Below are 22,703 nucleotides of genomic sequence, written 5' to 3'. Positions count from 1 at the left end.
TCATGTCGTTGACCGTTAACACTAACATCGCTTCCTTGACCGTTCAGAACAACCTGAACAAGGCTTCGTCTGCCACTGCAACCTCGATGACTCGCCTGTCCTCGGGTCTGAAAATCAACAGCGCCAAAGACGACGCTGCTGGCCTGCAGATCGCTACCCGCCTGACCACCCAGATCAAAGGCCTGACCGTCGCCACCAAGAACGCCAACGACGCCACCTCGATCGCCCAGACCGCTGAAGGCGCGCTCCAGGAAACCACCAGCATTCTGCAGCGTATGCGTGAACTGGCTGTTCAGTCCCGCAACGACTCCAACAGCTCGGCTGACCGTTCCGCCCTGCAGTCCGAATTCGGCCAGATGAGCGACGAACTGACCCGTATCTCCACCTCTACCACCTTCGGTACAGGCATGAAGCTGCTGGACGGTTCCGCTTCCGCCCTGCAGTTCCAGGTAGGCGCCATGACCGGTTCCGACCAGCACATCGACCTGGGCATCAGCCTGGACGCTTCGGCCTCGGGCCTGGGTGTTGCCTCGGTTGCCATCACCGGTTCGGACGTCAGCGCTGCACACACTGCCATCGACTCGGCCATCACCGCCATCGACGCCGCACTGAACTCTGTGAACAACACCCGTGCCGACCTGGGTGCCAAGCAGAACCGCCTGGAAAGCACCATCAGCAACATCAGCAACATCATCGAAAACGCCACGGCTTCTCGCTCTACCATCCAGGACGTGGACTTCGCCGCTGAAACCGCTGAGCTGACCAAGCAGCAAACCCTGCAACAGGCTTCCACCGCGATCCTGTCCCAGGCCAACCAGATCCCGTCGTCTGTACTGAAGCTGCTTCAGTAAGATCGACTCGGCTGGAAACGAAAAGGGTACGCCACGGCGTACCCTTTTTGCGTTGTAGGCCATGCCCAGAATTGCTCGCTGTGGAGCCGGGTGGTTCGTCCGCTACGCGAACTCCTACAGAGGGGGGGCGCAAGCCATGGTTGCTGTGGGACCGGGTGTAGCCGAAGGCGCAGACCGGGAACGGGTCGCTACGGTACAGTGGCTGGCCTGGTTCGTCCGCTTCGCGAACTCCCACAGGGGGATTTGCGCCAGTCGTGGTTGCTGTGGGACCGGGTGTAGCCGAAGGCGCAGACCGGGAACGGGTCGCTGCGGTGTAGCGGCTATTCAGGTTCGTCCGCTGCGCGAACTCCTACAGGGGGTCCAGGCAAGTCGTGGTTGCTGTGGGACCGGGTGTAGCCGAAGGCGAAGACCGGGAACAGGCCGCTGCGGTGTAGCGGCTGCCCAGGTTCGTCCGCTTCGCGAACTCCTACAGGGGGTCCAGGCAAGTCGTGGTTGCTGTGGGACCGGGTGTAGCCGAAGGCGAAGACCGGGAACAGGCCGCTGCGGTGTAGCGGCTGCCCAGGTTCGTCCGCTTCGCGAACTCCTACAGGGGGTCCAGGCAAGTCGTGGTTGCTGTGGGACCGGGTGTAGCCGAAGGCGAAGACCGGGAACAGGCCGCTGCGGTGTAGCGGCTGCCCAGGTTCGTCCGCTTCGCGAACTCCCACAGGGGTATCTGCGCTAGTTTTGGTTGCTGTGGGACCAGTTGGAGCCGAAGGCGGAGACCGGGAACAGACCGCTGTTGTGTCGCGGCTATCCGTGAACTAGCCAGCCATGACCACGCGGTCCCGGCCTTCGCGCTTGCCGGCGTACAAGGCGCGGTCGGCTCGGTTGAACCCCTCGCTGAACGCTTCTCCTGGTTGAAGCTGGGCGATGCTCAGGGTCGCTGTCACCTTGTGGCGCACGGCGGTGTCCTGCAGCTGCTGACGAATACGTTCGGCCACGTGGCGGGCATCAACAGCGGGGGTATCCACCATGAGCAATAGAAATTCCTCTCCACCCCAACGCGCCGCCATGTCGGTGTCCCGAACGCTGTCGGTGATCACCTGAGCCACCCATTTCAATACCAAATCACCTTCGTCGTGCCCGTATTTGTCGTTGATCTGCTTGAAATGATCTATGTCCAACAACATGAGGGATACCGGAACAGATGAGGGCAATTGCCGTACCTGCTGAAGAATGCGCCGTCGCGTGTACAGGTTGGTCAAGCTGTCCCGGTTCGCGCTATGAAATTGCAGCATTTGCATGGACAGTGCGTACCCTACCAGCAAGGCCGTGGCCTGAAGGAGCAGGCAGATGGCTATAAACGTATTGATGATGCCAAACGCATTCAGCATCCCTGGGCTGATGCCATAGGTACTGCCGATGTGGTCACGAAGCGCGAAGCCGCCCACCGCGACGACCAGAATGGAAAAACTCAGGGAAAGGCGCCTGACGGGCGCGCCCTGGAAACTGAAGGTCAGCAGCGGAACGATACAGAACAGGTAAAAATAGAAGTTGCTTTCCCAACCCAGCACCCAGGTGGCAAGTGCCGCATGGGCAATGATCTCCAGGCTGATCAAAAAGCCTGCGAGTTCAAAGCGCTTTTGCCCGATGAATCTCAGGGATAGCACATAGCTCACCAGGCTCAGCCCATTACCAATCAGTAAGGGGGTCACACCAAGGGCTAGAAATAGCAGAAACAGGGCCCCGTGAATGGCAAACGCCATTCTTACAATCGGGACGATATGCATCCAGAACTGCGTCGTAGCATGCTGCAGCACGTAGGCGCGGTCACTGGGTGATAGGGTGTCCATCCAAAGTTCTCGCTGGAAATATGCAAAGAGCTGCGTATGGTCTATCGGCAGAAAAAGAGGGAGCTTGACGGTAACCCACCGGGCATTCGTCACCTTTGCGGTGTAAAACCTGGGCGTGAACAACAGGATTAAGAGCGATTGCGCACCGGCTGTTCGCCGGCGCGCACCGTAAGGAGTGCTACAGTTCTCGCTTCATATGTTTTTCGATCTGTTCAAGCGACTTCCCTTTGGTTTCCGGAAGGCAGAAGAACACAAAGATCAGCGAGCCGATGTTGATGGCTGCAAATACAAAGAACGTAGGGTTGCCCAGCGCTGAAATCGCCAGCGGGAACGTAAACGCCACCGATGCGTTGAACAGCCATTGCAACGACACCGCCGTCCCGGTCAGCAGGCCTCGTACCTGTACGGGGAACAGCTCGGACATCAGCAGCCAGTACACGGGCGAAATGCACATTTGCATGAACAGCAGAAACACCAGAATGCACGCCAGGGCCGTGTAGCTCTGAGTCAGGTTTTGAGGCATGAACTGGAGCACGCACCCTAGGGCCGCCTGCATCAGGATCACCACCACCAAACCGGTCATCAGCAAATGACGACGGCCGTAGCGGCCAATCGCCCAGATCCCGAGCAGCGTTGCAATCACAGACACCACACCGTTACCGATGGTGGCGGTCAGCGCAGCATTGGTGCCCATACCGGTGTTCTTCAAAATGATAGGCGTGTAATACATAAAGGCATTCACGCCCGTCAGCTGCGCAGTGAAGCCAAGGCCAATGCCGATAAACAACAGTTTGATCACCCAGCGCTGGCGCAATAGCTCGCGCGCTTTGGGGCGGTGACGTGCTTGCTCGTCCTGGGCTTTCATTTCGTCGATTTCACGCTGGGCTGCCTCAGGCGTGTCGCGCAATTGCTGCAAGACGTCCTTGGCCTCGTCAAAGCGGCCCTTGGACGCCAGCCAGCGCGGCGAGGCGGGTACGAAGAACGTACCAATCAACAGCAGCACGCCAGGCACCATGGCAATGGCCAGCATGTAACGCCAAATACCAGGGGTGTGCAGCACGGCCGCCATTACGGCGCTGAGCACATACGCCAGCAGCTGGCCGCTGACGATCATCAGCTCGTTACGGCTGACCAACCGCGCGCGCCGAGACGGCCCGGCGATTTCAGCAATGAACACCGGCACGGTAGCCGACCCGCCGCCGACAGCGACGCCCAAGACGAACCGAGCGGCAATCATAAGGTTGATGTTTGGGGCCAGGGCAGTGCCCAAGGCGCCTGCAATAAACAGCACGGACAGCAAGCGAAGGGTCAGCCGCCGACCGAACCGGTCGGAACAGTAACCGCTGGCCAGAGAACCTACCGCTGCACCGATGATGAGGGCTGCCGTCACCAAGCCTTCGGTGACCGGGTTCAGCCCCAGCCCCCCTTGGTCGATGGGCAGGGTCATGAACGGCAATGCCCCTGCAATGATCCCGGTGTCGTACCCGAACGCAAGGGCGCCCATGGTGGCCACCAGCACTGAAATGAAGATCAACCTGCCTGCACTGGCACGTTGCTCCGCGTGTTGCCCCGCAGCGGGCGTAAGGGTGTTTGAAACCATGAAAATGCACCATCCTCAAGCGTAGACCAGCGCTGTGCTGGCAGATCGTGGGGCATTAGGGTGGTGTCTACGGCGGTAGTTCCATGGGGCGGGCGGTGCCCGCAGGCAGGTGGCCGCTGCGGGTGCGTCAGCGGTAGCCGGAAGGAGGCACCGGGTCGTATCGGGCCCACACGCGTCGCAGTTGCCTGGCCGAACCAAAACCCGCCTGCTGGGCAATGGTTTCCAGCCCTTGCGAGGAGTGTGTGATCAGTTGCTTGGCCAAGGCGACCCGTAGCCGATGCAAGTGGTCCAGGGCACTGGCGCCGGTGTAGGTTTGAAACAAGCGCGCAAGGTGACGGCTGCTGGTACAAGCCAAGGTAGCCATACGCTCCAAGGACCAGTCATCGGCAGGGTGAGCGGCCAGTGCATCCTGGACACGATGAAGGGCAGGGTGCAGGTGGTTGCGCCCCGAGAGCCAGGGCGACAGTTGCGGGTCTGCACCCGCACGCCGCAGGTACACCACCATGTTGCGGGCAACGGCGCAGGCCAGTTGCGGGCCGGCGTACGTGGTCAATACCTGCAGCATCAGGTCAATGCCTGCCGTGATGCCTGCGCTGGTGCTCACAGGCCCATCGATCACATACAACCTGTCCTCCAGCACCTTGGCGTTGGGCGCCAGCCTCTGCAAGGTGTCACACAGCGAATGATGCGTCGTGCATTGGCGCCCATTGAGCAGCCCGGCGCGCGCCGCGTTCATGGCGCCCGCACAGATACAGGTCAGCCGTACCCCTGCAGGCGCTACGGTGCGCTGCAGCCAAGCGATCACAGCCGCGTCAGCCTGTTCAGCTTCATGGCGTAGGCCGCTGTCACACGCCGCACTGGCGCCTAGCAACACAACCATTGTGTCGGGCGCGAGGGTTTCCGGCAGCGGAGCAAGGTTACTTAAAGGTAGCCCGATCGACGTGCGCACCTCAGGCACAGGGCACACGTACTGCAAGTCGAACACCGGGCCGTCGGCGGCTTGGGAAGCCAGGCGCAATACTTCTGCCGGCCCGGCAAGGTCCAGCATCAGCACATTGGGCAGCAGCACGAACAGCACAGGAATGCTCAACGTGTCAGCCCTCCAGCGCCTGAGCCACGGTTACGATGCGTGCGAACCGGCCCTCCAGCACTAGCTCGGTACGTTCCTTTATTTGCGCAGGGGTGTAGGCGCGCCCGCTGCGTGCGTGAGTCATGGGGAAGGTGAGGGTTGCTTCACTGACGTAGTCCACTTCGAACCCGCTGTCTGACCCATGACGGGCGGTGGTCTCACAGCATTGCTCGGTACGAATACCGCTGATCAGCAGGCGGCTGACGCCGTGTCGGGCAAGCCAGGCCCCCAACCCCGTACCGGCCAAGGCACTGTGGTAATGTTTGTGGAACGTAACGGCAGGGCTGATGTTCAAGGCTTCCAGCGCCCTTACGTGCCCTGACTCCGGGGAAAATGGCCCTTGGGCCGCGTTATGGAAAATCTGGATCACCGGTATGCCTTTCGCCACCGCACCATCGATCAGGGCCTGTTGGCGTTCAAGGTAGTGGGGCAGGTCAGTTTCAGACCAGTATGGCGCATAGCGAAAAGATTCCTGAGCATCGATAACAAGCAAAGCGCTGCGGGTCATGGTAGTTCCTTAGAGGGTCTGGTAACGGGGCCAAGCGCTGTCAGTGTAGGGACTGTGCCCACACGTCAGAGGCCCGCACCGGACCCAATGCGGACCGATTCGGACATCTTTAACCGGCAGCTCCCGCTCAAGGGCAAAGGGCCCCCACGGCTACAGCCGCGCGCTGGGACAACGCCCCATGCTGCGCCCTGATCACCTCGCACAAGGCCGCGTCCTTAAGCAAAGGCAGGTCCTCAGCCACGTTAAGCAGCAGGGCTTGCACACTGGCGTGCAGTATCAGCCCGCCTGCACGGACATCACATTGCAGGCCTGCGGCCACATGGGGCAGGGCGGCCACCGCCAACTCCAGGGCCTGCTGGGCATCCTCCGCCGCCTGGCACGCGCCTTCGGTCATGCGGCGCACCGCCTGTTGGCGGTCCGGGCACTGCGCAGACGTATGGGGCAACGCCTGGATAAAGCGGCCAAACGCACGCATGTCCTGATCGGCATGAGCCGCTAGCTGAGGAAGCCTGCGCTGAGCATCGTCCAGCAAGGCGCGCGTTTGAGGTGTGCCCTGGCGCTCGTGGCTTTTGCCCAAGGCCATGGCCACCAGTGCAAGGCCCAGGTCACCGCACACCGCCGCAGTGGCACCACAGCTGGGCACGGGTTCAAGCCCCGCCAGCGCATCACGAAAGCGCGCCAGGGGCCAGGCCCATACGGTATCGCCACTCATAAAAAAGAGCTCCTTTATTGATACAACCGGCTATCCACCAAAGTGGCCGAGGGCTATTATCGCCGCCGCTCAGCCTGAGGGGTATCGGGCGACAAATAAAGACAAGGGTTTGTACGAAAGGTCGGCGAGCGAAGGCCAGGCCGGGCCGCGCAGGCAAGGAAAAAGCCAGCGAGGAAGCGGACTGGGCCCGCACTCGGGTTTACTGGTTGTAAATGAGCATTCCGAGCTGGCTTTTGACACAGCATGGCCAAGCGCAGCCACCTTCCGTACAAAGCCTAGACCAGGGGTGAAGATAGATATGAAGCAATGGGTCACAGCCAGCGTCGGCCTCGGGTGTTCAGTGCTGGGGTGCCTGCCACTGGCGGCAGCGGAACTGGACGGCACCCAGTTCGGCCTGGAACTGAAAGCCACAGCGCAGTCGGAGGGTGACCGCGACCTGGGTACGGCAGCCCACGGTGACGTGAACGGCCTGGGCCTGGATGTCCGCCCCTGGGCCTATGCCCAGCGCGGTGCCTGGAGCGCCTATGCCATGGGGCAAGCCGTTATGGCCACGGATATCGTGGAAACCGATACGCTTCAGCAGGACACCAGCGCCCAAGCCCAAGCCAGCAACAGCGACCGTGAGCCCAAGAAAAGCTACCTGGCGCTGCGGGAGTTCTGGGTGGGTTACCGAGGGCTTACCCCCTACCCAGGCGAACAGTTGAAGTTTGGCCGCCAGCGCTTGCGCAACGATGATGGTCAGTGGCGCGACACCAATATCGAGGCCCTGGCGTGGACCTTCGACACCACGCTACTGAAGGCCAACCTGGGGACCGCGCAACGCTTCAGCGATTACCGCACTGACCTGAACGCGCTGTCGCCCACCGACAAGGACCGCCTCCACCTGTTTGCCGATGCCTCGTGGCAGTGGAACCCCGGCCAATGGATAGGGGTGAGGGCGCACCATACCCGCGACAATGGCCGCTTGGACTACCCACAGGTGGGCCAGGCCCAGGACCCGCTGGACAAGACCGAAAATGGCGACCTTAGCTGGTTTGGCATCGAAGCCAGCAGCGACGCTTACAACGCGCGCCGCAACACCAACACGTGGAATTACTGGGCCAGCCTGACAGGCTTGGAAGGTAACAGGGACAAGGTCAACCGCCTGGACAGAAACGGCAGCCTGCCAGGCCAGGCTTCTACCCACGATGATGTAAACGGTTGGGCCACTGACCTGGGCCTGCGTTTGCGCCTGGACCCTAGCTGGCAAGTGGGCGGTGCCTACGCACGTGCCAGTGGCGACTACGAGCAGAATGGCCTGCAAAGCAACCGCTCCACCTTTACCGGTATCAACTCCCGGGTACATCGCTTCGGCGAAGCCTTCCGAGGCGATGCCACCAACCTTCAGGCCGCCACGCTGTTTGGTTCCCTGACCATGCAGGAAGACTACGACGCTAGCCTGATCTACCACCGCTTCTGGCGGGTGGACGGGGATAAAGGGATCACCAGCCGCGGTGTGGCAGCCTATGACAACCAGTATGACGACGCAGGCGATCTGACATCGGCCAGCAGCCTGCCGTTACGTGATGGTGAAAAAGACCTGGGCCAGGAAGTGGACCTGGTGGTCACCCGCTATTTCAAGCAGGGGCTGCTGCCTGCCTCGTTGAGCCAGTCCATCGATGAGCCTTCAGCCCTGGTACGCCTGCGTGGCGGCGTATTCAAGCCGGGCGATGCCTACGGTAGCCAGGTGGACAGCTATATGCATCGGGCGTTTGTAGATGTGATCTGGCGGTATTGACGCTTAGAGAGCCCGCCTGCTGTGCTCGCGCTGCAGGCGTTGGCGGCCTTCGCGCAAAGGCCTACGCAACGCCCAGCAACGTCAGTTCGTGGGCGGGCGAGGCCCACACGAAAGCCTCATCAGTGAGGTCGTTATGATTTCCCGCCAGTGTCACTTCAAAACGGCTACCGTCCGGGCCCAGTGTGAAGTCCTTCACGTAGGTGCGGTCGCTGGCCGCGTTGTAGCTCAGCTTCAGGGTGTGCTGCTGACCGTTGCCCAGCCCTGTGTAGCCCAGCACGGAGACGTCCAGCTGATCACGGCCAGCGTCGAAGTCGGTGATCACATCGCTATGGCCACGCAGGCTGTCAGTGGTACGGGTGAAGACAAAAGTGTCTTTGCCAGAGCCTCCCGTCAACACATCCAGGCCGGTGCCCCCTGCCAATCGATCATCTCCGCCGCTGCCAGCAAGCACATCGTCGCCTGCACCTCCCAGCAGACGGTCATCGCCGCTGCCGCCGTCCAAGGTGTCACGCCCGGCACCACCGGCAAGGGTGTCATTGCCCGCAGCCCCGCGCAGCGTGTCGTCACCGGCCAACCCGTCCAGCTGATCGTTTGAAAAATACCCGATCAGGGTATCGTTCCCCGGGGTAGGGGTATCGATTTCAAAGTCTTCAAAGCTAAGGGGTGCTTCGTTGAAAGATGTGCTGGCCGAAGGCGCAGGTGTGGGGGCACTCCCCGGAATAAAATGGCTGGCTTGCAACCCGGTGATATGACCGGCCAGCGCGATCTGAAAATAGTTACCCTCGCTGTCGGCATCCAGGCTCTGCAGGTAGGACCGGTCCAAGCGCTCGCTGTAACTCAACAGCAGCGTGCCCTGGTGGCCGCTGCCAAGCCCGGTATAGCCCAGGCTGGATACATCCAGCTTGTCTTGGCCCAGGGTGAAATCCAGGATCAGGTCGCTGGCACCACGCACGCTGTCCGAAGGTTGCGTATAGCGGAAGGTGTCTTCGCCCGCACCGCCCGTCAAGCGGTCGCTGCCATAGCCGCCTTCCAGGGTGTCAGCATACGGCCCGCCCAGCAGGCGATCGTTGCCCTCCAGGCCGTATATGAAAGTATCAGAAGGGTAGGTCGCTGCCAGCACGTCGTTACGCGCCGTACCTGCTTGGGTCAGGTGGCTTTCGTTGCGCCAGCTGGTACTGTCGGTGCCATACAGCAGGAAGGGCGCAGTACCAAGCCCGCTGAGGTAATTATCATGGGCCGTATTGAATGCAGTAAGGTCTTCGTTGCGTTCGGCGACGGCATAGGATGCATGGCCGCCGCTGATGATGTTGCTATAGATGTCAGAGCCCGTTGCCGCATCTACGGTTGTGACATCTGCATCATCTGACGACTGAATCACTACCTCGGCATTCCCGCGCTGGGTAGCATTGTTGTAGAGCGCATTACCGCTGATGGTATTGGCGCTGCTGCCTACAATGGCTATGCCCGCCGCCCCATTGTCATGGACCTGAACATCGCTCACCCGGTTGATGTCAGTGAGTTTGAGTTCAATACCTGCGTCGCCATTGCCGGCAACCTCACCGCCGGTGAGGGTGACACGCTGATCAAGGCTTTCCACGTGCTGGCCCTGAACCAGAATGCCACGCCCGCCATTTTCCAGGGCGTCGTTGTCTGCCAGCGCAGTACGGTAGTTGTTCAGCAACACCGTGAACCCATTGCGGCCATTGCCTTCGCTGGTGTTGTCTACAAAACCGCCGCTGTCTACATAGGGCTGGCTGGCCACCAGGTCTGCAAAAAAGCCATCCAGGCCATTGTCGGTGGCGCTGCTGTCCGTCACGCTCAACCCAAGGGTGCCGTGCTGAGCATTTAAACCATTGCCGCTGAAACTCACAAACGCCACACCGCTGACGGTGACCCCGGTTGTGGTGGTAGTGTCCCAGGGGCCGGCGCCGGTCGAGAAACCCTCCACACGTCCGGTGTTGTGCTCCCGGTTACCATGAAGGGTAAGGTTCTTGAGGCCGATGTCATGGGCGTTATAGCCACTGGCGACCAGGCCGGTCAGCGGGCGATTCCAGCCATCGGCCAACTTAAGGTGAGTGGCTTCAGTACTGTCGCCTTCCAAGGTGACACCGCTCTTGAGCAGCAGGCCGGGGCTGGAACCTTGGGAGCTGTCCCCTGTGATCAGGTAGGTGCCTTGGGCCAGATGAACCTGACCGCCTGTCTGCGCGGCGGCATCGATAGCCGCTTGAATGGCCTGAGTGTCGTCAGTGGAGCCATCGCCCACAGCTCCATAGTCACGGGCTTCGTAGATGAAAGGCATGGCAGGTCCTGAGCACAAGAGAAAGGTAGGGGCTATAACGATAGCTCACCCCTCAGCAAGCTGCAGGTCATGAGGAAAGAGGAACAGCAAAAACCCCGGCTTGGAAACAAGCCGAGGTTTGCGTACCGCCTTTTGCTAACTGTGGCCGCGGCTCAAGCGTTAGCCTGCAGCGCGGTCAGCCATCGGCGCTTCCTGAGGTGGTTGCATGCCTGCAGCACGCCAGCGCACATCCGTAATGCCGAATTTTTCGGCCATGGGTTTGGACGTGCGTTTGATCTTGTCGTGACGGTGGCGGGGGATATGGCCCACCCCTGCATCACAACTTGCCCAATGCCAGGCTTCGGCGTTGTCCATGCGGTCGAGGCGAATTACAAAGTTTTTGGCTACACCGTGAAGGCAGTAGTCGATGACGAAAAGCGTAGGGCTAGGCATGTGCAATCGATCCCGTTAATCATTACCGACATAACGGAGCATTCAAAGGCGCGCAAAATTCCATCGGATTTACTAAACGGTGTTTGCCGCTCCGATATACGGCCTTTTCAGCCCAGCACATGGCTGCGTACCAGCAGCGCAAACGCCGCTAACAGGCCCATTATGGCAAAGGCCTTTTGCAGCACTACCCCGCCCAGGTAGGGGGCAAGCAAGCGGCCTATGACCAGCCCTGTGGCAGCGCCCCCTGCAAAGGGTAGGGCAACCTCCGCATTGGCAAGCCCGGCGGCCAGGTTCGCGCCACCGGTTACAAGCGCTACCAGTGAAATGACTGCCAAAGAGGTGGCTACCAAACTGTTCATCTGAAGGTCGGTGTAGCGTTTTAGGGCGGGGACGATGACAAAACCCCCGCCTACCCCCAGCAACCCGGACAACAGCCCCGCCAGCGCACCCGTACTGGCCAGCGCCTTGGCGCAAGAGGGTGTCCAGTGCAGGCGACCGCTGCTGGCATCCAGCCGGCAAGGGCAGGGTGACTGGAACCTGGGGACGCTGCCCGCGCCGCGCCACAACCGGACACTCACCCAGGCCTGTACAGCGGCAAAGCACACCGCCAGAGGTACAGCCGGTAGCCTGTGGCTGAGCCATACGCCCAGGGGCGCGGTCACGATGCCGCACGCGCCGATCAGCCCGGCGGCCCGGTAGCGCACGATCCCTTGACGCAGCCCTAGCAGGGCACCGATGGCCGAGGACAAGCCGATGGCAAGCAACGCAATGGGCGCGGCACTGGGAATGCTCAGCCCCAGCCCTAGCACTAACAGGGGTAAGGCCAGTACGCCGCCCCCCGCGCCAGTCAGCCCCAGCATCAGGCCCGCAGCAGCGCCCAACACCCCACTCAAAGGCGTCAGCAGATCCGGGTTCACTGCGGGCCCTTGAGTTGATTCAACGGGATACGCAGGTAGTGCACACCCTGGGCATCGGCGGGGGGCAGCTGGCCCGCGCGCAGGTTGACCTGAACCGCCGGCAGCATCAACGCCGGCATGGTCAGCTGGCGATCGCGTGCCCGGCGCCGGCTTACGAACTGCGCCTCGGTCACGCCCGTATGCACCTGAACATTGTTGGCTCGCTGCTCTGCCACCGTGGTGCGCCATACGAGTTCGCGACCGCCAGGCCGGTAGTCATGGCACAGCAGCACGTGCGTCTGTTCGGGCAGGCACAGCAGGCGTTGAATGGACTGATAGAGGGCCTGGGCATCGCCGCCGGGAAAATCGCACCGGGCTGTGCCATGGTCCGGGCTGAACAGGGTGTCGCCTACAAATACCGCCGGGGCGTCCGGGGCCCCGACCAGGTAGCTCACACAGCCCGCGGTGTGCCCTGGTGTGGCGATCACCTGCACCGGTATCGCCCCGACGGCGAAGGTTTCGCCATCGGTAAACAGCCGATCGAAGGCCTCGTCGCCCGGCTCGCCAAACCACGGGCTGAAGGTTGCCTGCATGGCCGTGATGGATGCGCCAATGCCTATCTGCCCGCCCACAGCTTGCTTGAGGTAGGTGGCGGCGGACAAGTGGTCGGCGTGTACATGGGTTTCCAGTATCCAGTCCACTCGCGCATTCAGCTCGCGTACCCGGGCGATCATCTGGTCCGCGCTGCGGGTAGAGGTGGTGGCCGTAGGGGCATCGTAGTCAAGCACGGCATCGATCAGCGCGCACACTGAGGTGGCCGGATCGAACAACAGGTAACTCAAGGTTGAGGTAGCAGGGTCGAAGAAGGGTTCGACACGGTAGACAGCGGTAGTCAGGTCATTCATTACAACACTCCGGCGCTGCTGAAAGGCAGTAGCAGACGCATGGGACTGTCAAGATCCGTGCCAGCACTCCATACGATCTTGAACCCTTGCAATCCCTTGAGATCACCCGAACTTACCCATCGGCACTGCCATTAAATGGCAGTCGGTGGCAGTGTTTGGCAGGCAGTGGCAGTATATCCCTACACACGTTGGCACACACGGACCCCCTATTGGCCACTTTCGATCCGCTTGCCTTGGGTGCTTACCTTGAGCATGACCCCCAGCCAGCCATTGTGCTGGCGCCGGACTACCGTATCATCGCCGCCAATAGCGCCTACCGGCGGCAGTTCGGTGAACGGGGCACGGCACCGATCGGCCAGACCTGCCACCAGGTGTCCCATGGTTACAGCGTGCCCTGCGACCGCGCGGGTGAGCAATGCCCCATGCGCAAAGCGCGGGACACCGGGCTGCCCGAGCGCGTGCTTCATGTTCACCACACGCCCCGCGGGCCAGAGCATGTAGATGTGGAACTGCGTCCATTGCTAAGCCCGCAGGGCGAGGTACTGGGGTATGTAGAGCGCCTGCGCTCCTTGGCTGTAGCCTCCGCTCAACCCAGTGGCCGAGGGCTGGTAGGGCGAGCGCCCCGCTTCCAGCAGGCACTGGCTGACCTGGAACGGGCAGCACCTTCACAGATACCCGTATTGCTGCAGGGGGAATCAGGCACTGGCAAAGAGCTGTTTGCCCGCGCCCTGCATGCGGCCAGCCCCAGAGCCCATGGCCCGCTGGTGGTGGTCGACTGCACCGGCTTGAGCGAAACCTTGTTTGAGAGCGAGCTGTTTGGCCATGAGAAGGGGGCCTTCACCGGCGCCAACCAGCGCAAGGCAGGGCTGGCGGAGTCTGCCCATGGAGGCACGCTGTTCCTGGATGAAATTGCCGAGGTGCCTCTGGCTACCCAAGCCAAGCTGCTGCGGCTGATCGAATCCGGCAGCTTTCGACCGGTAGGCGGGGTACGTACCCTGCATTCGGATTTTCGCCTGGTAGCGGCCACCCACCGGCCGCTGGGCGAGATGGTCAATGCTGGCACCTTCAGGCAGGACCTCTATTATCGGATCAATGCCTTCACCTTACGGCTGCCAGCACTGCGAGAGCGGGTAGAAGACCTCCCGCTGCTGATTGAAAGCCTGTTGCGCCGCAGTGCCCAAGGCAAGCATTGGCAGGTGGCGCCAGACGCCATGGCCTGGCTGTGCGCTTACCCCTACCCAGGCAATATCCGGGAACTGCGCAATGTATTGGAGCGGGCGCAGTTGCTGGCCAGCGATGGCGTGATACGCCGACGTGACCTGCCCGCCGATTTTACGCCGCCTCCGGTATCGGCGCAGCACAACGACCGAGAGGCCCTACGCCTGGCGCTGGCCAGCTTCAACGGCTCGCGCAAAGCGCTGGCCGCTCATGTGGGGCTGAGTGAGAGAACCTTATACCGACGTTTGAAACACATGGGCTTGTGAAGGCCAGGTCAGAACTCCACCGGCGTGTTCAGCAGCAGCACACCGTCCCGCGAGGTCACCAGCCCACTGGCCACCAGCAGAGGCACCAGGCGGTCATGCAGCCCGGGCTCGACGAATCCCTGAACCGCATTGACGTCCAGTTCCCCGGTGGAGGGCAGTTCGCCCTTGGTGTAGGACAGCCACGCTTTCTTGAGTGCCAACAACACATCACTTGCGCTGGTTGACGCAAAGCGGCGGTGTACCTGAGCGCCGCCGAACACGAAGGTATGTGGCTGGGTATAGCCGGCATCGAAGCCGCCACTGTCCTTGCAACGAATACAGGCGCAGGCGCCTTCTCCAAAGGCGTTGCGCAGGTATACGTTGAAATCAGCCACAGGCTTGAGCGACAAGCGCTTGTCTACGTCAAAAAGGTCGGCAGTAGGAGTTTCGAGCGCAGCCAAGAGGCCTCCGAAGGGTCGTATTCAAAGCCTGCTACCTTAGCAGAATGCGGTGCTTGGAGGGTCAGCCTGGCGCAGGCGAAGGTGTACCCGCTGCATCCATTCATCTGTGATGGCGCACACCAAAGGAATTTGTAGCGCCAGCGGGGCTCGAACTTGACACTATAAAACGTCTTCGAGTTGCTCTATGACTGCCTTGCAAAACCTTGCGCGCTCGAGCGCCCAGCTTGTACCTGTCACCACACCGGCCCGGGACCTTTACCAGGCGCTGATGTACCGGCCCGACGCTGACACCCTTGGCGCCGCCCGGGAGTACCTTAATGAACGGCTGGAAGAGGCCGCTCAGGTGCCTGGTGGGATGCCCGAACAGGTGGACCAGCTAGAGCAGTGGGTAGCGCAGAACGCCGCTGAAGTCGCAGAGCAGTATGCGGCGTATCTCAAGGGCCGCCACGAGGGCGCACCTCGGCGGTTCTTCAGCAACCGGTCCCATGCCCTGTTCTTTCTGCGCTCGGTAGCCCCCACCAAGCTGGTGGATGGTGCCTGGTTGTATGGCACGCTGGGGCACTGGGCGGACGGCCGTTACCACGGGTTGATCCGTACTTACCTGGAAGAACTGGGGGACGGCGAGCCAGCCCAGAACCACGTGGTGTTGTACCGCAAGCTGATCGCAGACCTGGAATGCGAGCCACAGGGCGACCTGGAAGACAGCTATTACGTTCAGGGGGCCATCCAGCTGGCACTGGGTGCGTTGGGAAAGGACCTGATTCCAGAAATCATCGGCTTCAATCTGGGCTATGAGCAACTGCCCCTGCACCTGCTGATCACTTCGTTCGAGCTTAATGAGCTGGGCATCGACCCTTACTACTTCACGCTTCATGTGACCATCGACAATGCCAGCACGGGCCATGCCCAGAAAGCCGCGCAAAGCGTATACGAGCTGTTGCCGGTCATGGACCGTGAACGCTTCATGCAAAGGGTACGCGCAGGCTACCAGCTCAACGAACTGGGTAGCGGTACGGCATCTACCATTGCAGCGTTCGACCTTGAAGAAGAACTGGTGGCGATGCTTGAGCGCAAGCAAGCCTTTGCCCAGCATATGCACTCCGATTATTGCAAGATCGAAGGCCGTACCGTGAACCAGTGGCTGGCGGAGCCGGACGGTATTCGCGCCTTTTTGGGTGCGCTGGAGCGTAAAGGCTGGATCAAGCGTAAGGCAGACCCAGCCGAAAGCCGGTTCTGGCAACTGATCGAAGGGCCAGGCGCTGCGATGTTTGGTGTGTTCAGCGGCTATGAAAAGCAATTGATTGCAGACTGGATTGCCGATGGCTACACGTCGGAAACCGCGCAGCGGCGAGGTGCCGATAACCCCTTCCGGCTCAAGTTCCGGCAGCACCCTTTGGCCACGTCACTGGCCCAGGCCGGCGGCCCCAGTGTAGAAGAGCGGGCCGAGGTACAGGCCGCACTGGCACAGCCGGGCCCAACACCGAGGCTCGAACGTTTGCTGCCGTTCCTGGCACCGCAGCATCACGCCACGCCAGCAGGCCTCTACGCGACGCGCCTGTTTGTGAGAGAAATGGCAGGTGAGCCGGGGATTGCGCGATGACCATGGTTGAAACCTTCCAGGCGCTGCCCCAAGCACAGTCAGGTTCGGCCTTGGCCGCGCTCGGCGCCTACCTGGCCGAGCAGCACTATCATTTTATTACCCCCACACCATTGACTCACCAGCGCAACCTTGACCGCCTGCCGGGTATGGCGCAGGACTTGCGCGGTGCCTTTGGTTGGAACCGTCCTTTCAAGGCAGGCCTGTTACCGCCTCAATTGCTGAACGCTTTGGTCGATGAAGGCGCTGTTACTGAAGATGCACCTGGTGCTTACCGCAGCCAATGGCGCTGCTCCAGCCTAGGAAATGATCGGCTGTTCCACTCCGGCTATCCCACGGACGCCCCAGACGCTGTCTTTTTCGGCCCAGACACTTACCGATTCGCCCGCTGCATTCAGGCGCACCTCTCAAGCCACGCACAGACGCCTCGTCGCGCAGTAGACATTGGCTGCGGCAGCGGCGCAGGGGCCTTGGTAGTGGCTAGAGCCTGCCCCCAGGCCCAGGTGTGGGGCACGGACATCAACCCCAAAGCATTGCGCATCACCGCCCTGAATGCCGCCCTGGCTGGTGCAACCAACCTTCAGGCTGTCGAGAGCAACGTGCTGCGTGAAGTGGAGGGGATGTTCGACCTGATTACTGCCAACCCACCCTATATGCAGGACCCAAAAGGCCGTGCCTATCGGGACGGCGGAAGCGGGCTGGGCAGCGCCTTATCATTGAGAATACTGGCTGAAGCTGTTCCACGGCTGTCGAGCGGGGGCACGCTGCTGCTTTACACCGGCGTCGCTATCGTAGATGGCGAGGACCCTTTCCTGGCCGGCGCCCGTGAGGTGCTTCAGGGTTTCAACGGCAGGTGGCAATACGAAGAACTAGACCCGGACGTGTTTGGCGAAGATTTGGAGCTGGAAGGCTACGCCACGGCTGAACGCATCGCGGTGGTCCTGCTCACCGTCAACGCCGCCTGAATGGCGAGGGAGGAGGGTTCACGGCACGCACACTGTGAAACGGCCGGCACACCCTCCGCCATACGCCGTACACTTACCGCCCTGCTCTTAATCGTACTGCCTCCTACATGCCTGTCCGTTCTTCCTTCTACCGTCGCATCATCGGCGCTATAAGCGCTTTCTGGCCCTCCCGCCAACCCATTAGCCTGCGTGAAAAATGCCGAGCTAGCCTGGGCGCAACCTTGGGCACGCTGGTGGTGGCGCTACTGGCGGCGGCCTGGGTTGAGGGCCTGCTGGCTCACCAGCACAGCCTATTATCCTTGGCGCTGGTGGCCCCGTTGGGTGCCAGCGCGGTGCTGGTGTTTGCCGTACCGTCCAGCCCTTTAGCACAACCTTGGTCAGTGGTGGGCGGCAATACCCTGTCGGCCCTAGTAGGCATCGCCTGTTTCAAGTGCATACCCGATGCCTCACTGGCCGCTGGGTTGGCGGTAGGGTTAGCCATGGGTGTGATGTTTGCCTTTCGCTGCTTGCATCCCCCCGGCGGTGCGTCGGCCCTGTTGATGGTGTTGATGGGCTGCGACCGTTTTTCCTTTGCGATAAGCCCAGTGCTATTGGACTCCCTGCTGCTAGTGGGCAGCGGGTTGCTCTACAACAACTTGACGGGGCGTTCATGGCCCCATGTGCCTCGCCCAGCTGCCATCAGCGAGACCACACGTTTGCACCGTGCCGACCTTGATGCCGTGCTGGCTCGGCATAACGAGCTGCTGGATATCAGCACCGATGACCTGCAAACCTTGCTTGAGCAGGTCGAGTCCATGACCTATCAGCGCACGTTGGGCCATGTGCGGTGCGCGGATGTCATGTCGGCTACGCCTTTGACCGCGCGGGTGGACATGACGCTGGCGGAGGCCTGGGCGGTAGTACGCAAGCATCGCATCAAAGCGCTTCCGGTGGTGGATAGCCGCCAGCACGTGCTTGGAATCGTGACCGTGGCTGACTTCATGCGCCAGATCGACCTGGAGGTGCACGAAGGCTTGGGCCAGCGCCTGCGTGCGCTGGTTCGTCCTCAGCCCGTGCAGGTTCGGCAGGTGGGCCAGATCATGACACGCACCGTACGGGTCGCTAGCTACGATCGCCTGCTGATCGACCTGGTACCTGTGTTCTCTAAGAACGGCCACCGGCACATTCCTATCATCGACGAATCGCAGCGCCTGGTCGGGATCATTACCCAATCCGACCTGGTGCGTGCGCTGTACACGGCGGTTCGCGCTTGAGCCAGTGCTGTCACTGGCTGTGTGCAGGGCCCTAGAGCCGCAGGCTTTCCGGCCCTGTAACCAAGGCCTGGATGCGGGTGCCGGTCGCTCGCTCCTCATTGCTGAAGGCGTCGTAGTTAGCCAGCGAGCCGAACCGCAGGCCGGTCAAGGCCTCAAGGCTGGCCACACTGCACCGGTACGTGCGCACGGGGCCGAATACCAGGTCCAGGTCCTCTAGCTCACGGCGTTGGTCGATGAGGTAGGCACTGGCCGACGGCTTGCCGTCGTCGCCCAGGTACGCCACCACCTTCCAGAACGCCTGAGGAATTTTCACACCCCGGTACACCCGGTCGCTGTCCCTCAGCACGGGCCCCGAAAACACGGAGGCTCGCGCCTTCCAGCGCTGGGTGTTGTCCAGGATGTAGTCTTCCAGTTCAAGCCATGTTTTCTGATTGAACGCGCTCATCTGTGGCGAGCAATTGGTGAAGTGGAAGGTATCCCGGTTGGCGACCTGGGCATCATCGCCCCAGTTTGGGTCCTGTCGGCGCACCAGGTGGCCGCGGTCCAGGCCATTGCCCGCGTACAGTTCATCACCGGCCTGGGCACTCACGGGCAAGCGGCCATCGTAGGCCCAGGTATCCCGCGTTCGCGGCACCTCCACATGAGCATTGCCATCGATGTTAACCCCCACGCACAACGCAATGCGGCGGGTGCTCATGGTGACCGAAAAATGCGTGTAGTCCAGGCGCGTTTCGCCGTTGCCTAGCCCATATACCGCGGTGGCCAGTGCCTCGCTGACCGTCGGCCAAGGCACTTGGAAGCCACCTAGAAATCCTTCGTCGTAGCCCGTTCGCCCCTGCAGGTCTGAGGCCGGCGTGACCCTAGGTTCGGCGCGGGCACCTTGCAACGTGGTAGGGAGGGCTTGGCCGCGCAGCGGGCGAAGGTCGGCCAGGCGGGGGCGGTAATCGAGCAGGGTAGGCGGTGAGCGGTCGGCCACGAGCCGTTCCTCTTGAGCGGGGCGATGGACTACTCCAGCACAGGCGTATTACAGCCTGATGGCATCGTCTGGGAGCCGTGGCTGCAAGCAGGTAATATGGCCGCTTGACCATCGATACCAGGGTGCCCTTTGAACACCATTGCCTACATGACCGGCTGCCTGATGCTCACGGCGGCCACCTTGGCTCAAGCCGACGACACCCTGCGGTGCAACAGCGCCCTGATTTCCGTGCATGACGGCATGGCTGAGGTACTGCGCAAATGCGGCGAGCCGGCAAGCCGTGCGGCGACTGGCGCCGTCCGTATCAAGGCCGGCTACGGCAGGTGGGTAGAGCTGCCCACCGAACGCTGGACCTATGGCCCCGACTCAGGGATGTACCATTACCTGAAATTCGAAGGCGATGAACTGGTGAGCATTACGGGCGACCGTGGTTGACCCGGCTGTCGCTGCGCTGGGCGTTCCAACCGCTGGCAGCTACAGTGTAGCCAACCCCGCCTGCCGCCTGAGAACCCCTATGCGCCTGATCCCTTTGCTTGCACTGCTGGTTTCGACCGCCACCCTGGCCGATGCACCGCCAGGCATGACGGAGCGGGTACGCGGAACGCTGACGACCTTCGATGCCCACCATGTGGAAATGACCACCACCACAGGCCAGCCATTGAATATCGCGCTGACGCCAAAAACCGCATGGCGCAGCGTAGCCATTGCCTCACCCAAGGACATTGCCCCGGACAGCTACATAGGCACGGCGGCGGTGGCACAGCCGGACGGTACGCTCAAGGCCCTGGAAGTCCATGTATTCGCCCCCGCCCTGCGTGGGAGCGGGGCCGGCCATCGGCCTTGGGAAGGGGCAGATGGCAACAAGGCGACCATGACCAACGGCACGGTGGGCACGCTGAAAGTAGCCGATGGTCAGCGCCTAACGGTGAGCTACCCGGAAGGCGAGAAAACCGTGGTGGTGCCAGACGGGGTACCCATCGTCCGTATTGACCCTGCCGACGCCACAGCGCTCAAGGCAGGCGCTCATATTATCGTCACCGCTGCACCCGATGACCAAGGCAGTGCAGTGGCCCAGTCGGTGATGGTGGGCAAGGATGGGCTGGTGCCGCCCATGTAGCACTGGGGGTGGTTCGAATACCTGGGCCCATTCTTTACTTGAACAACGACCCGCTGTGCCCCTAAGGTCAAAGCCCTCCATAGCCTCAAGTGACATGCACCCGATGATCGATTTTCATAACGTCACCGCCTTCCAGCAGCAGACCCGAGTGCTGGAGGGCTTTTCCCTGCACATTGGCGCTGGGGAAAAGGTGGCCATTCTTGGCCCCAATGGCGCTGGCAAGAGCACCTTGCTCAAACTGATTACCCGCGAGCTGTATCCGCTGGACCGTGAGGGTAGCCACCTGAAACTGTTCGGCAAGCAGCACGTGAACCTCTGGGAGCACCGCAGCAAGCTGGGCTTCGTTTCCCAGGACCTGCAAGACGATTACACCCCGCAAACCCTTGCCCTGGACGTTGTCACGTCGGGCTTCTTTGGTGCCATTGGCGCCCACGGGCACTTGCAGCCCACTGAGGCGCAGCGTAGCGAAGCGCTGGCGCTGCTGAGCCAGGTGGAAATGACAGGGCATGAGCACACCATGTTCCAACGCTTGTCTACCGGCCAACGCCGTCGTTTGCTGCTGGCCCGAGCCCTGGTGCATCAGCCCAAGGCGCTGATCCTTGACGAGCCTGCCAATGGCCTGGACATGGGCGCTAGCCTGGCCATGCTCAACCTGCTGCGGCGGTTCTGCGGGCCGGAGCACGCCATGATTATCACCACCCACCACCTGGATGAAATCATTCCAGAGATCGAGCGGGTGGTGCTGCTAGATAAGGGGCGCATTGTGGCAGATGGCGACAAGGCCGAGGTGCTGACGAGCGAGCGGTTGTCTGACCTGTACCAGGTCGAGCTGCGGGTGAGCCAGCAGGACGGTTGGTATCGCTGCTGGCACGCCTGAAACCTGTGTCGGACCTGGCGAAGCCAGGGAACAAGCTGAAGCCTTACCTAACGACAGCTACCGATCCAGGTCAGTGGCCGTATGCCGCTCTGCCTGTTGCTCGCGCTCGTCACCCCACAGGCGGTTCACACGCCGCCCGCGCTTGACCGCTGGGCGTTCGGCGATCTCGTTGGCCCAGCGCACCACATGGGTGTACTCATGCACCGCCAGGAACTCAGCCGCCGAATACAGGTTGCCGCGCACCAGTTCGCCGTACCAGGGCCACACGGCAATGTCGGCAATGGTGTAGGTGTCACCGGCCAGGTAGGGCCGCTCAGCCAGGCAGCGGTTCAACACATCCAGTTGACGCTTGGCTTCCATGGTGAAACGGTCAATGGGGTACTGCAGTTTTTCTGGCGCGTAGGCGTAGAAGTGGCCGAACCCGCCGCCCAGGTAGGGCGCGGCGCCCATCTGCCAGAACAACCAGTTCAGCGTCTCGGCCCGGCTGGCGGTGTCCGTGGGCAAAAAGGCCCCGAATTTCTCTGCCAGGTGCAACAGGATCGAACCGGACTCGAACAGGCGAATGGGCGTGTCGCCGCTGTAGTCCATCAGGGCTGGAATCTTAGAGTTGGGGTTTACGTCCACAAAACCGCTGGAAAACTGATCACCCTCGGAAATGCGGATCGGCCAGGCGTCGTATTCCGCGCCGGTGTGGCCCAAAGCCAGCAATTCCTCAAGCAGCACCGAGACCTTTACACCGTTGGGCGTGGCCAGGGAGTAGAGCTGAAACGGGTGCCGGCCTTTGGGCAAAACCTTGTCATGGGTAGGGCCGGCAACCGGGCGATTGATACTAGCAAAGTGGCCACCGGACGGGGCCTCAGGGGTCCAGACCTTGGGTGGGACGTAGGGGCTGTCGCTCATGCAATCATCTCCGGCAATAGGTGAACGGTGAGGGTTTAGGCCGCGCTACCGGCCCGTTCGTTCTACGCTCGTTGCGCCCAGGCGAGAATTTCACAAAAGGTACAGCCTCGGGTAGCGGCGTGTAAGGCGCCGCCAGGTGTGAGTGATCACCGC

General features: G+C 61.6%; 21 protein-coding genes. 9 read left to right on the top strand and 12 right to left on the bottom strand.

Annotation, left to right across the window (positions count from 1 at the left end):
- Positions 1 to 2 precede the first annotated feature (2 nt).
- Positions 3 to 851: a flagellin domain-containing protein gene (locus HBH25_RS03205; protein ID WP_168081387.1), complete on the top strand. Its 849-nt coding sequence runs from the start codon at positions 3 to 5 to the stop codon at positions 849 to 851.
- 800 nt (positions 852 to 1,651) lie between these two features.
- Here the strand turns inward: HBH25_RS03205 and HBH25_RS03200 are convergent.
- From HBH25_RS03200 to HBH25_RS03180, 5 genes are all read right to left on the bottom strand, one after another.
- Positions 1,652 to 2,683 carry a GGDEF domain-containing protein gene (locus tag HBH25_RS03200; protein ID WP_168081385.1) on the bottom strand — a complete coding sequence of 344 codons (1,032 nt, stop codon included), beginning with the start codon at positions 2,681 to 2,683 and terminating at the stop codon, positions 1,652 to 1,654.
- Positions 2,684 to 2,861: 178 nt separating this feature from the next.
- Positions 2,862 to 4,283 (bottom strand): sugar porter family MFS transporter, encoded by a 1,422-nt coding sequence (locus HBH25_RS03195; RefSeq protein ID WP_168081383.1) that lies wholly within the window; start codon positions 4,281 to 4,283, stop codon positions 2,862 to 2,864.
- A gap of 127 nt (positions 4,284 to 4,410) precedes the next feature.
- Positions 4,411 to 5,373 carry a GlxA family transcriptional regulator gene (locus HBH25_RS03190; protein WP_168081381.1) on the bottom strand — a complete coding sequence of 321 codons (963 nt, stop codon included), beginning with the start codon at positions 5,371 to 5,373 and terminating at the stop codon, positions 4,411 to 4,413.
- 4 nt (positions 5,374 to 5,377) lie between these two features.
- Positions 5,378 to 5,920, bottom strand: a complete 543-nt coding sequence (locus tag HBH25_RS03185; protein WP_168081379.1) for an isochorismatase family protein — start codon at positions 5,918 to 5,920, stop codon at positions 5,378 to 5,380.
- A gap of 127 nt (positions 5,921 to 6,047) precedes the next feature.
- A complete protein-coding gene (locus tag HBH25_RS03180) occupies positions 6,048 to 6,632 on the bottom strand; it encodes a cyclodeaminase/cyclohydrolase family protein (protein WP_168081377.1) in 585 nt (194 codons plus the stop codon).
- 298 nt (positions 6,633 to 6,930) lie between these two features.
- On the opposite strand from HBH25_RS03180, the gene HBH25_RS03175 reads away from it, so the two are divergent.
- Entirely contained in the window at positions 6,931 to 8,409 is a 1,479-nt protein-coding gene (locus HBH25_RS03175; RefSeq protein WP_168081375.1) for an alginate export family protein, read from the top strand.
- A 61-nt stretch (positions 8,410 to 8,470) separates the two neighbouring features.
- Here the strand turns inward: HBH25_RS03175 and HBH25_RS03170 are convergent, their stop codons facing one another.
- The 4 genes from HBH25_RS03170 to HBH25_RS03155 all read right to left on the bottom strand — a co-directional run bounded on the left by HBH25_RS03170 (position 8,471) and on the right by HBH25_RS03155 (position 12,941).
- Positions 8,471 to 10,708 (bottom strand): M10 family metallopeptidase C-terminal domain-containing protein, encoded by a 2,238-nt coding sequence (locus tag HBH25_RS03170; protein WP_168081373.1) that lies wholly within the window; start codon positions 10,706 to 10,708, stop codon positions 8,471 to 8,473.
- A 159-nt stretch (positions 10,709 to 10,867) separates the two neighbouring features.
- On the bottom strand, positions 10,868 to 11,140 hold the full coding sequence (locus HBH25_RS03165) for a DUF6555 family protein (protein ID WP_168081371.1): 273 nt from the start codon (positions 11,138 to 11,140) through the stop codon (positions 10,868 to 10,870).
- A gap of 107 nt (positions 11,141 to 11,247) precedes the next feature.
- Positions 11,248 to 12,057: a sulfite exporter TauE/SafE family protein gene (locus HBH25_RS03160; RefSeq protein ID WP_324616848.1), complete on the bottom strand. Its 810-nt coding sequence runs from the start codon at positions 12,055 to 12,057 to the stop codon at positions 11,248 to 11,250.
- Positions 12,054 to 12,941 carry an MBL fold metallo-hydrolase gene (locus HBH25_RS03155; RefSeq protein WP_168081369.1) on the bottom strand — a complete coding sequence of 296 codons (888 nt, stop codon included), beginning with the start codon at positions 12,939 to 12,941 and terminating at the stop codon, positions 12,054 to 12,056. The genes HBH25_RS03160 and HBH25_RS03155 overlap by 4 nt, the downstream gene beginning before the upstream one ends.
- 188 nt (positions 12,942 to 13,129) lie before the next feature.
- On the opposite strand from HBH25_RS03155, the gene HBH25_RS03150 reads away from it, so the two are divergent.
- Positions 13,130 to 14,425, top strand: coding sequence for a sigma-54 interaction domain-containing protein (locus HBH25_RS03150; protein ID WP_420708417.1), 1,296 nt, complete (start codon positions 13,130 to 13,132; stop codon positions 14,423 to 14,425).
- Between the two features lie 8 nt (positions 14,426 to 14,433).
- Here HBH25_RS03150 and HBH25_RS03145 read toward each other — a convergent pair whose 3' ends face one another.
- Entirely contained in the window at positions 14,434 to 14,865 is a 432-nt protein-coding gene (locus HBH25_RS03145) for a hypothetical protein (protein ID WP_168081365.1), read from the bottom strand.
- Positions 14,866 to 15,049: 184 nt separating this feature from the next.
- Between HBH25_RS03145 and HBH25_RS03140 the strand changes: the two genes are divergently transcribed.
- The 3 genes from HBH25_RS03140 (at position 15,050) to HBH25_RS03130 (ending at position 18,680) form a co-directional block, all read left to right on the top strand.
- On the top strand, positions 15,050 to 16,465 hold the full coding sequence (locus HBH25_RS03140) for an iron-containing redox enzyme family protein (RefSeq protein WP_168081363.1): 1,416 nt from the start codon (positions 15,050 to 15,052) through the stop codon (positions 16,463 to 16,465).
- Positions 16,462 to 17,427 carry a methyltransferase gene (locus tag HBH25_RS03135; protein ID WP_420708416.1) on the top strand — a complete coding sequence of 322 codons (966 nt, stop codon included), beginning with the start codon at positions 16,462 to 16,464 and terminating at the stop codon, positions 17,425 to 17,427. Before HBH25_RS03140 ends, HBH25_RS03135 begins: the two co-directional genes overlap by 4 nt.
- A 107-nt stretch (positions 17,428 to 17,534) precedes the next feature.
- Complete coding sequence (locus HBH25_RS03130) at positions 17,535 to 18,680, top strand: HPP family protein (RefSeq protein WP_168081361.1); 1,146 nt, start codon at positions 17,535 to 17,537, stop codon at positions 18,678 to 18,680.
- Between the two features lie 31 nt (positions 18,681 to 18,711).
- Here HBH25_RS03130 and HBH25_RS03125 read toward each other — a convergent pair whose 3' ends face one another.
- Positions 18,712 to 19,656, bottom strand: a complete 945-nt coding sequence (locus HBH25_RS03125) for a DNA/RNA non-specific endonuclease (RefSeq protein WP_168081359.1) — start codon at positions 19,654 to 19,656, stop codon at positions 18,712 to 18,714.
- A gap of 147 nt (positions 19,657 to 19,803) precedes the next feature.
- Here HBH25_RS03125 and HBH25_RS03120 point away from each other — a divergent pair, with 147 nt between their 5' ends.
- The 3 genes from HBH25_RS03120 (at position 19,804) to HBH25_RS03110 (ending at position 21,650) form a co-directional block, all read left to right on the top strand.
- Positions 19,804 to 20,091, top strand: a complete 288-nt coding sequence (locus tag HBH25_RS03120; RefSeq protein WP_168081486.1) for a DUF2845 domain-containing protein — start codon at positions 19,804 to 19,806, stop codon at positions 20,089 to 20,091.
- Positions 20,092 to 20,170: 79 nt separating this feature from the next.
- A complete protein-coding gene (locus tag HBH25_RS03115) occupies positions 20,171 to 20,773 on the top strand; it encodes a hypothetical protein (RefSeq protein WP_168081357.1) in 603 nt (200 codons plus the stop codon).
- A gap of 103 nt (positions 20,774 to 20,876) precedes the next feature.
- Positions 20,877 to 21,650 (top strand): ABC transporter ATP-binding protein, encoded by a 774-nt coding sequence (locus HBH25_RS03110; protein WP_168081355.1) that lies wholly within the window; start codon positions 20,877 to 20,879, stop codon positions 21,648 to 21,650.
- Between the two features lie 57 nt (positions 21,651 to 21,707).
- Here the strand turns inward: HBH25_RS03110 and yghU are convergent, their stop codons facing one another.
- A complete protein-coding gene (yghU, locus tag HBH25_RS03105; RefSeq protein WP_168081353.1) occupies positions 21,708 to 22,550 on the bottom strand; it encodes a glutathione-dependent disulfide-bond oxidoreductase in 843 nt (280 codons plus the stop codon).
- Positions 22,551 to 22,703: the final 153 nt, after the last annotated feature.

It is taken from the genome of Pseudomonas quercus (assembly GCF_012033695.1).
Taxonomy (GTDB): Bacteria; Pseudomonadota; Gammaproteobacteria; order Pseudomonadales; family Pseudomonadaceae; genus Aquipseudomonas; species Aquipseudomonas quercus.
The sequence above is the reverse complement of the archived record's forward strand: the minus strand, read 5'-3'. Positions and strand labels throughout refer to the sequence as shown.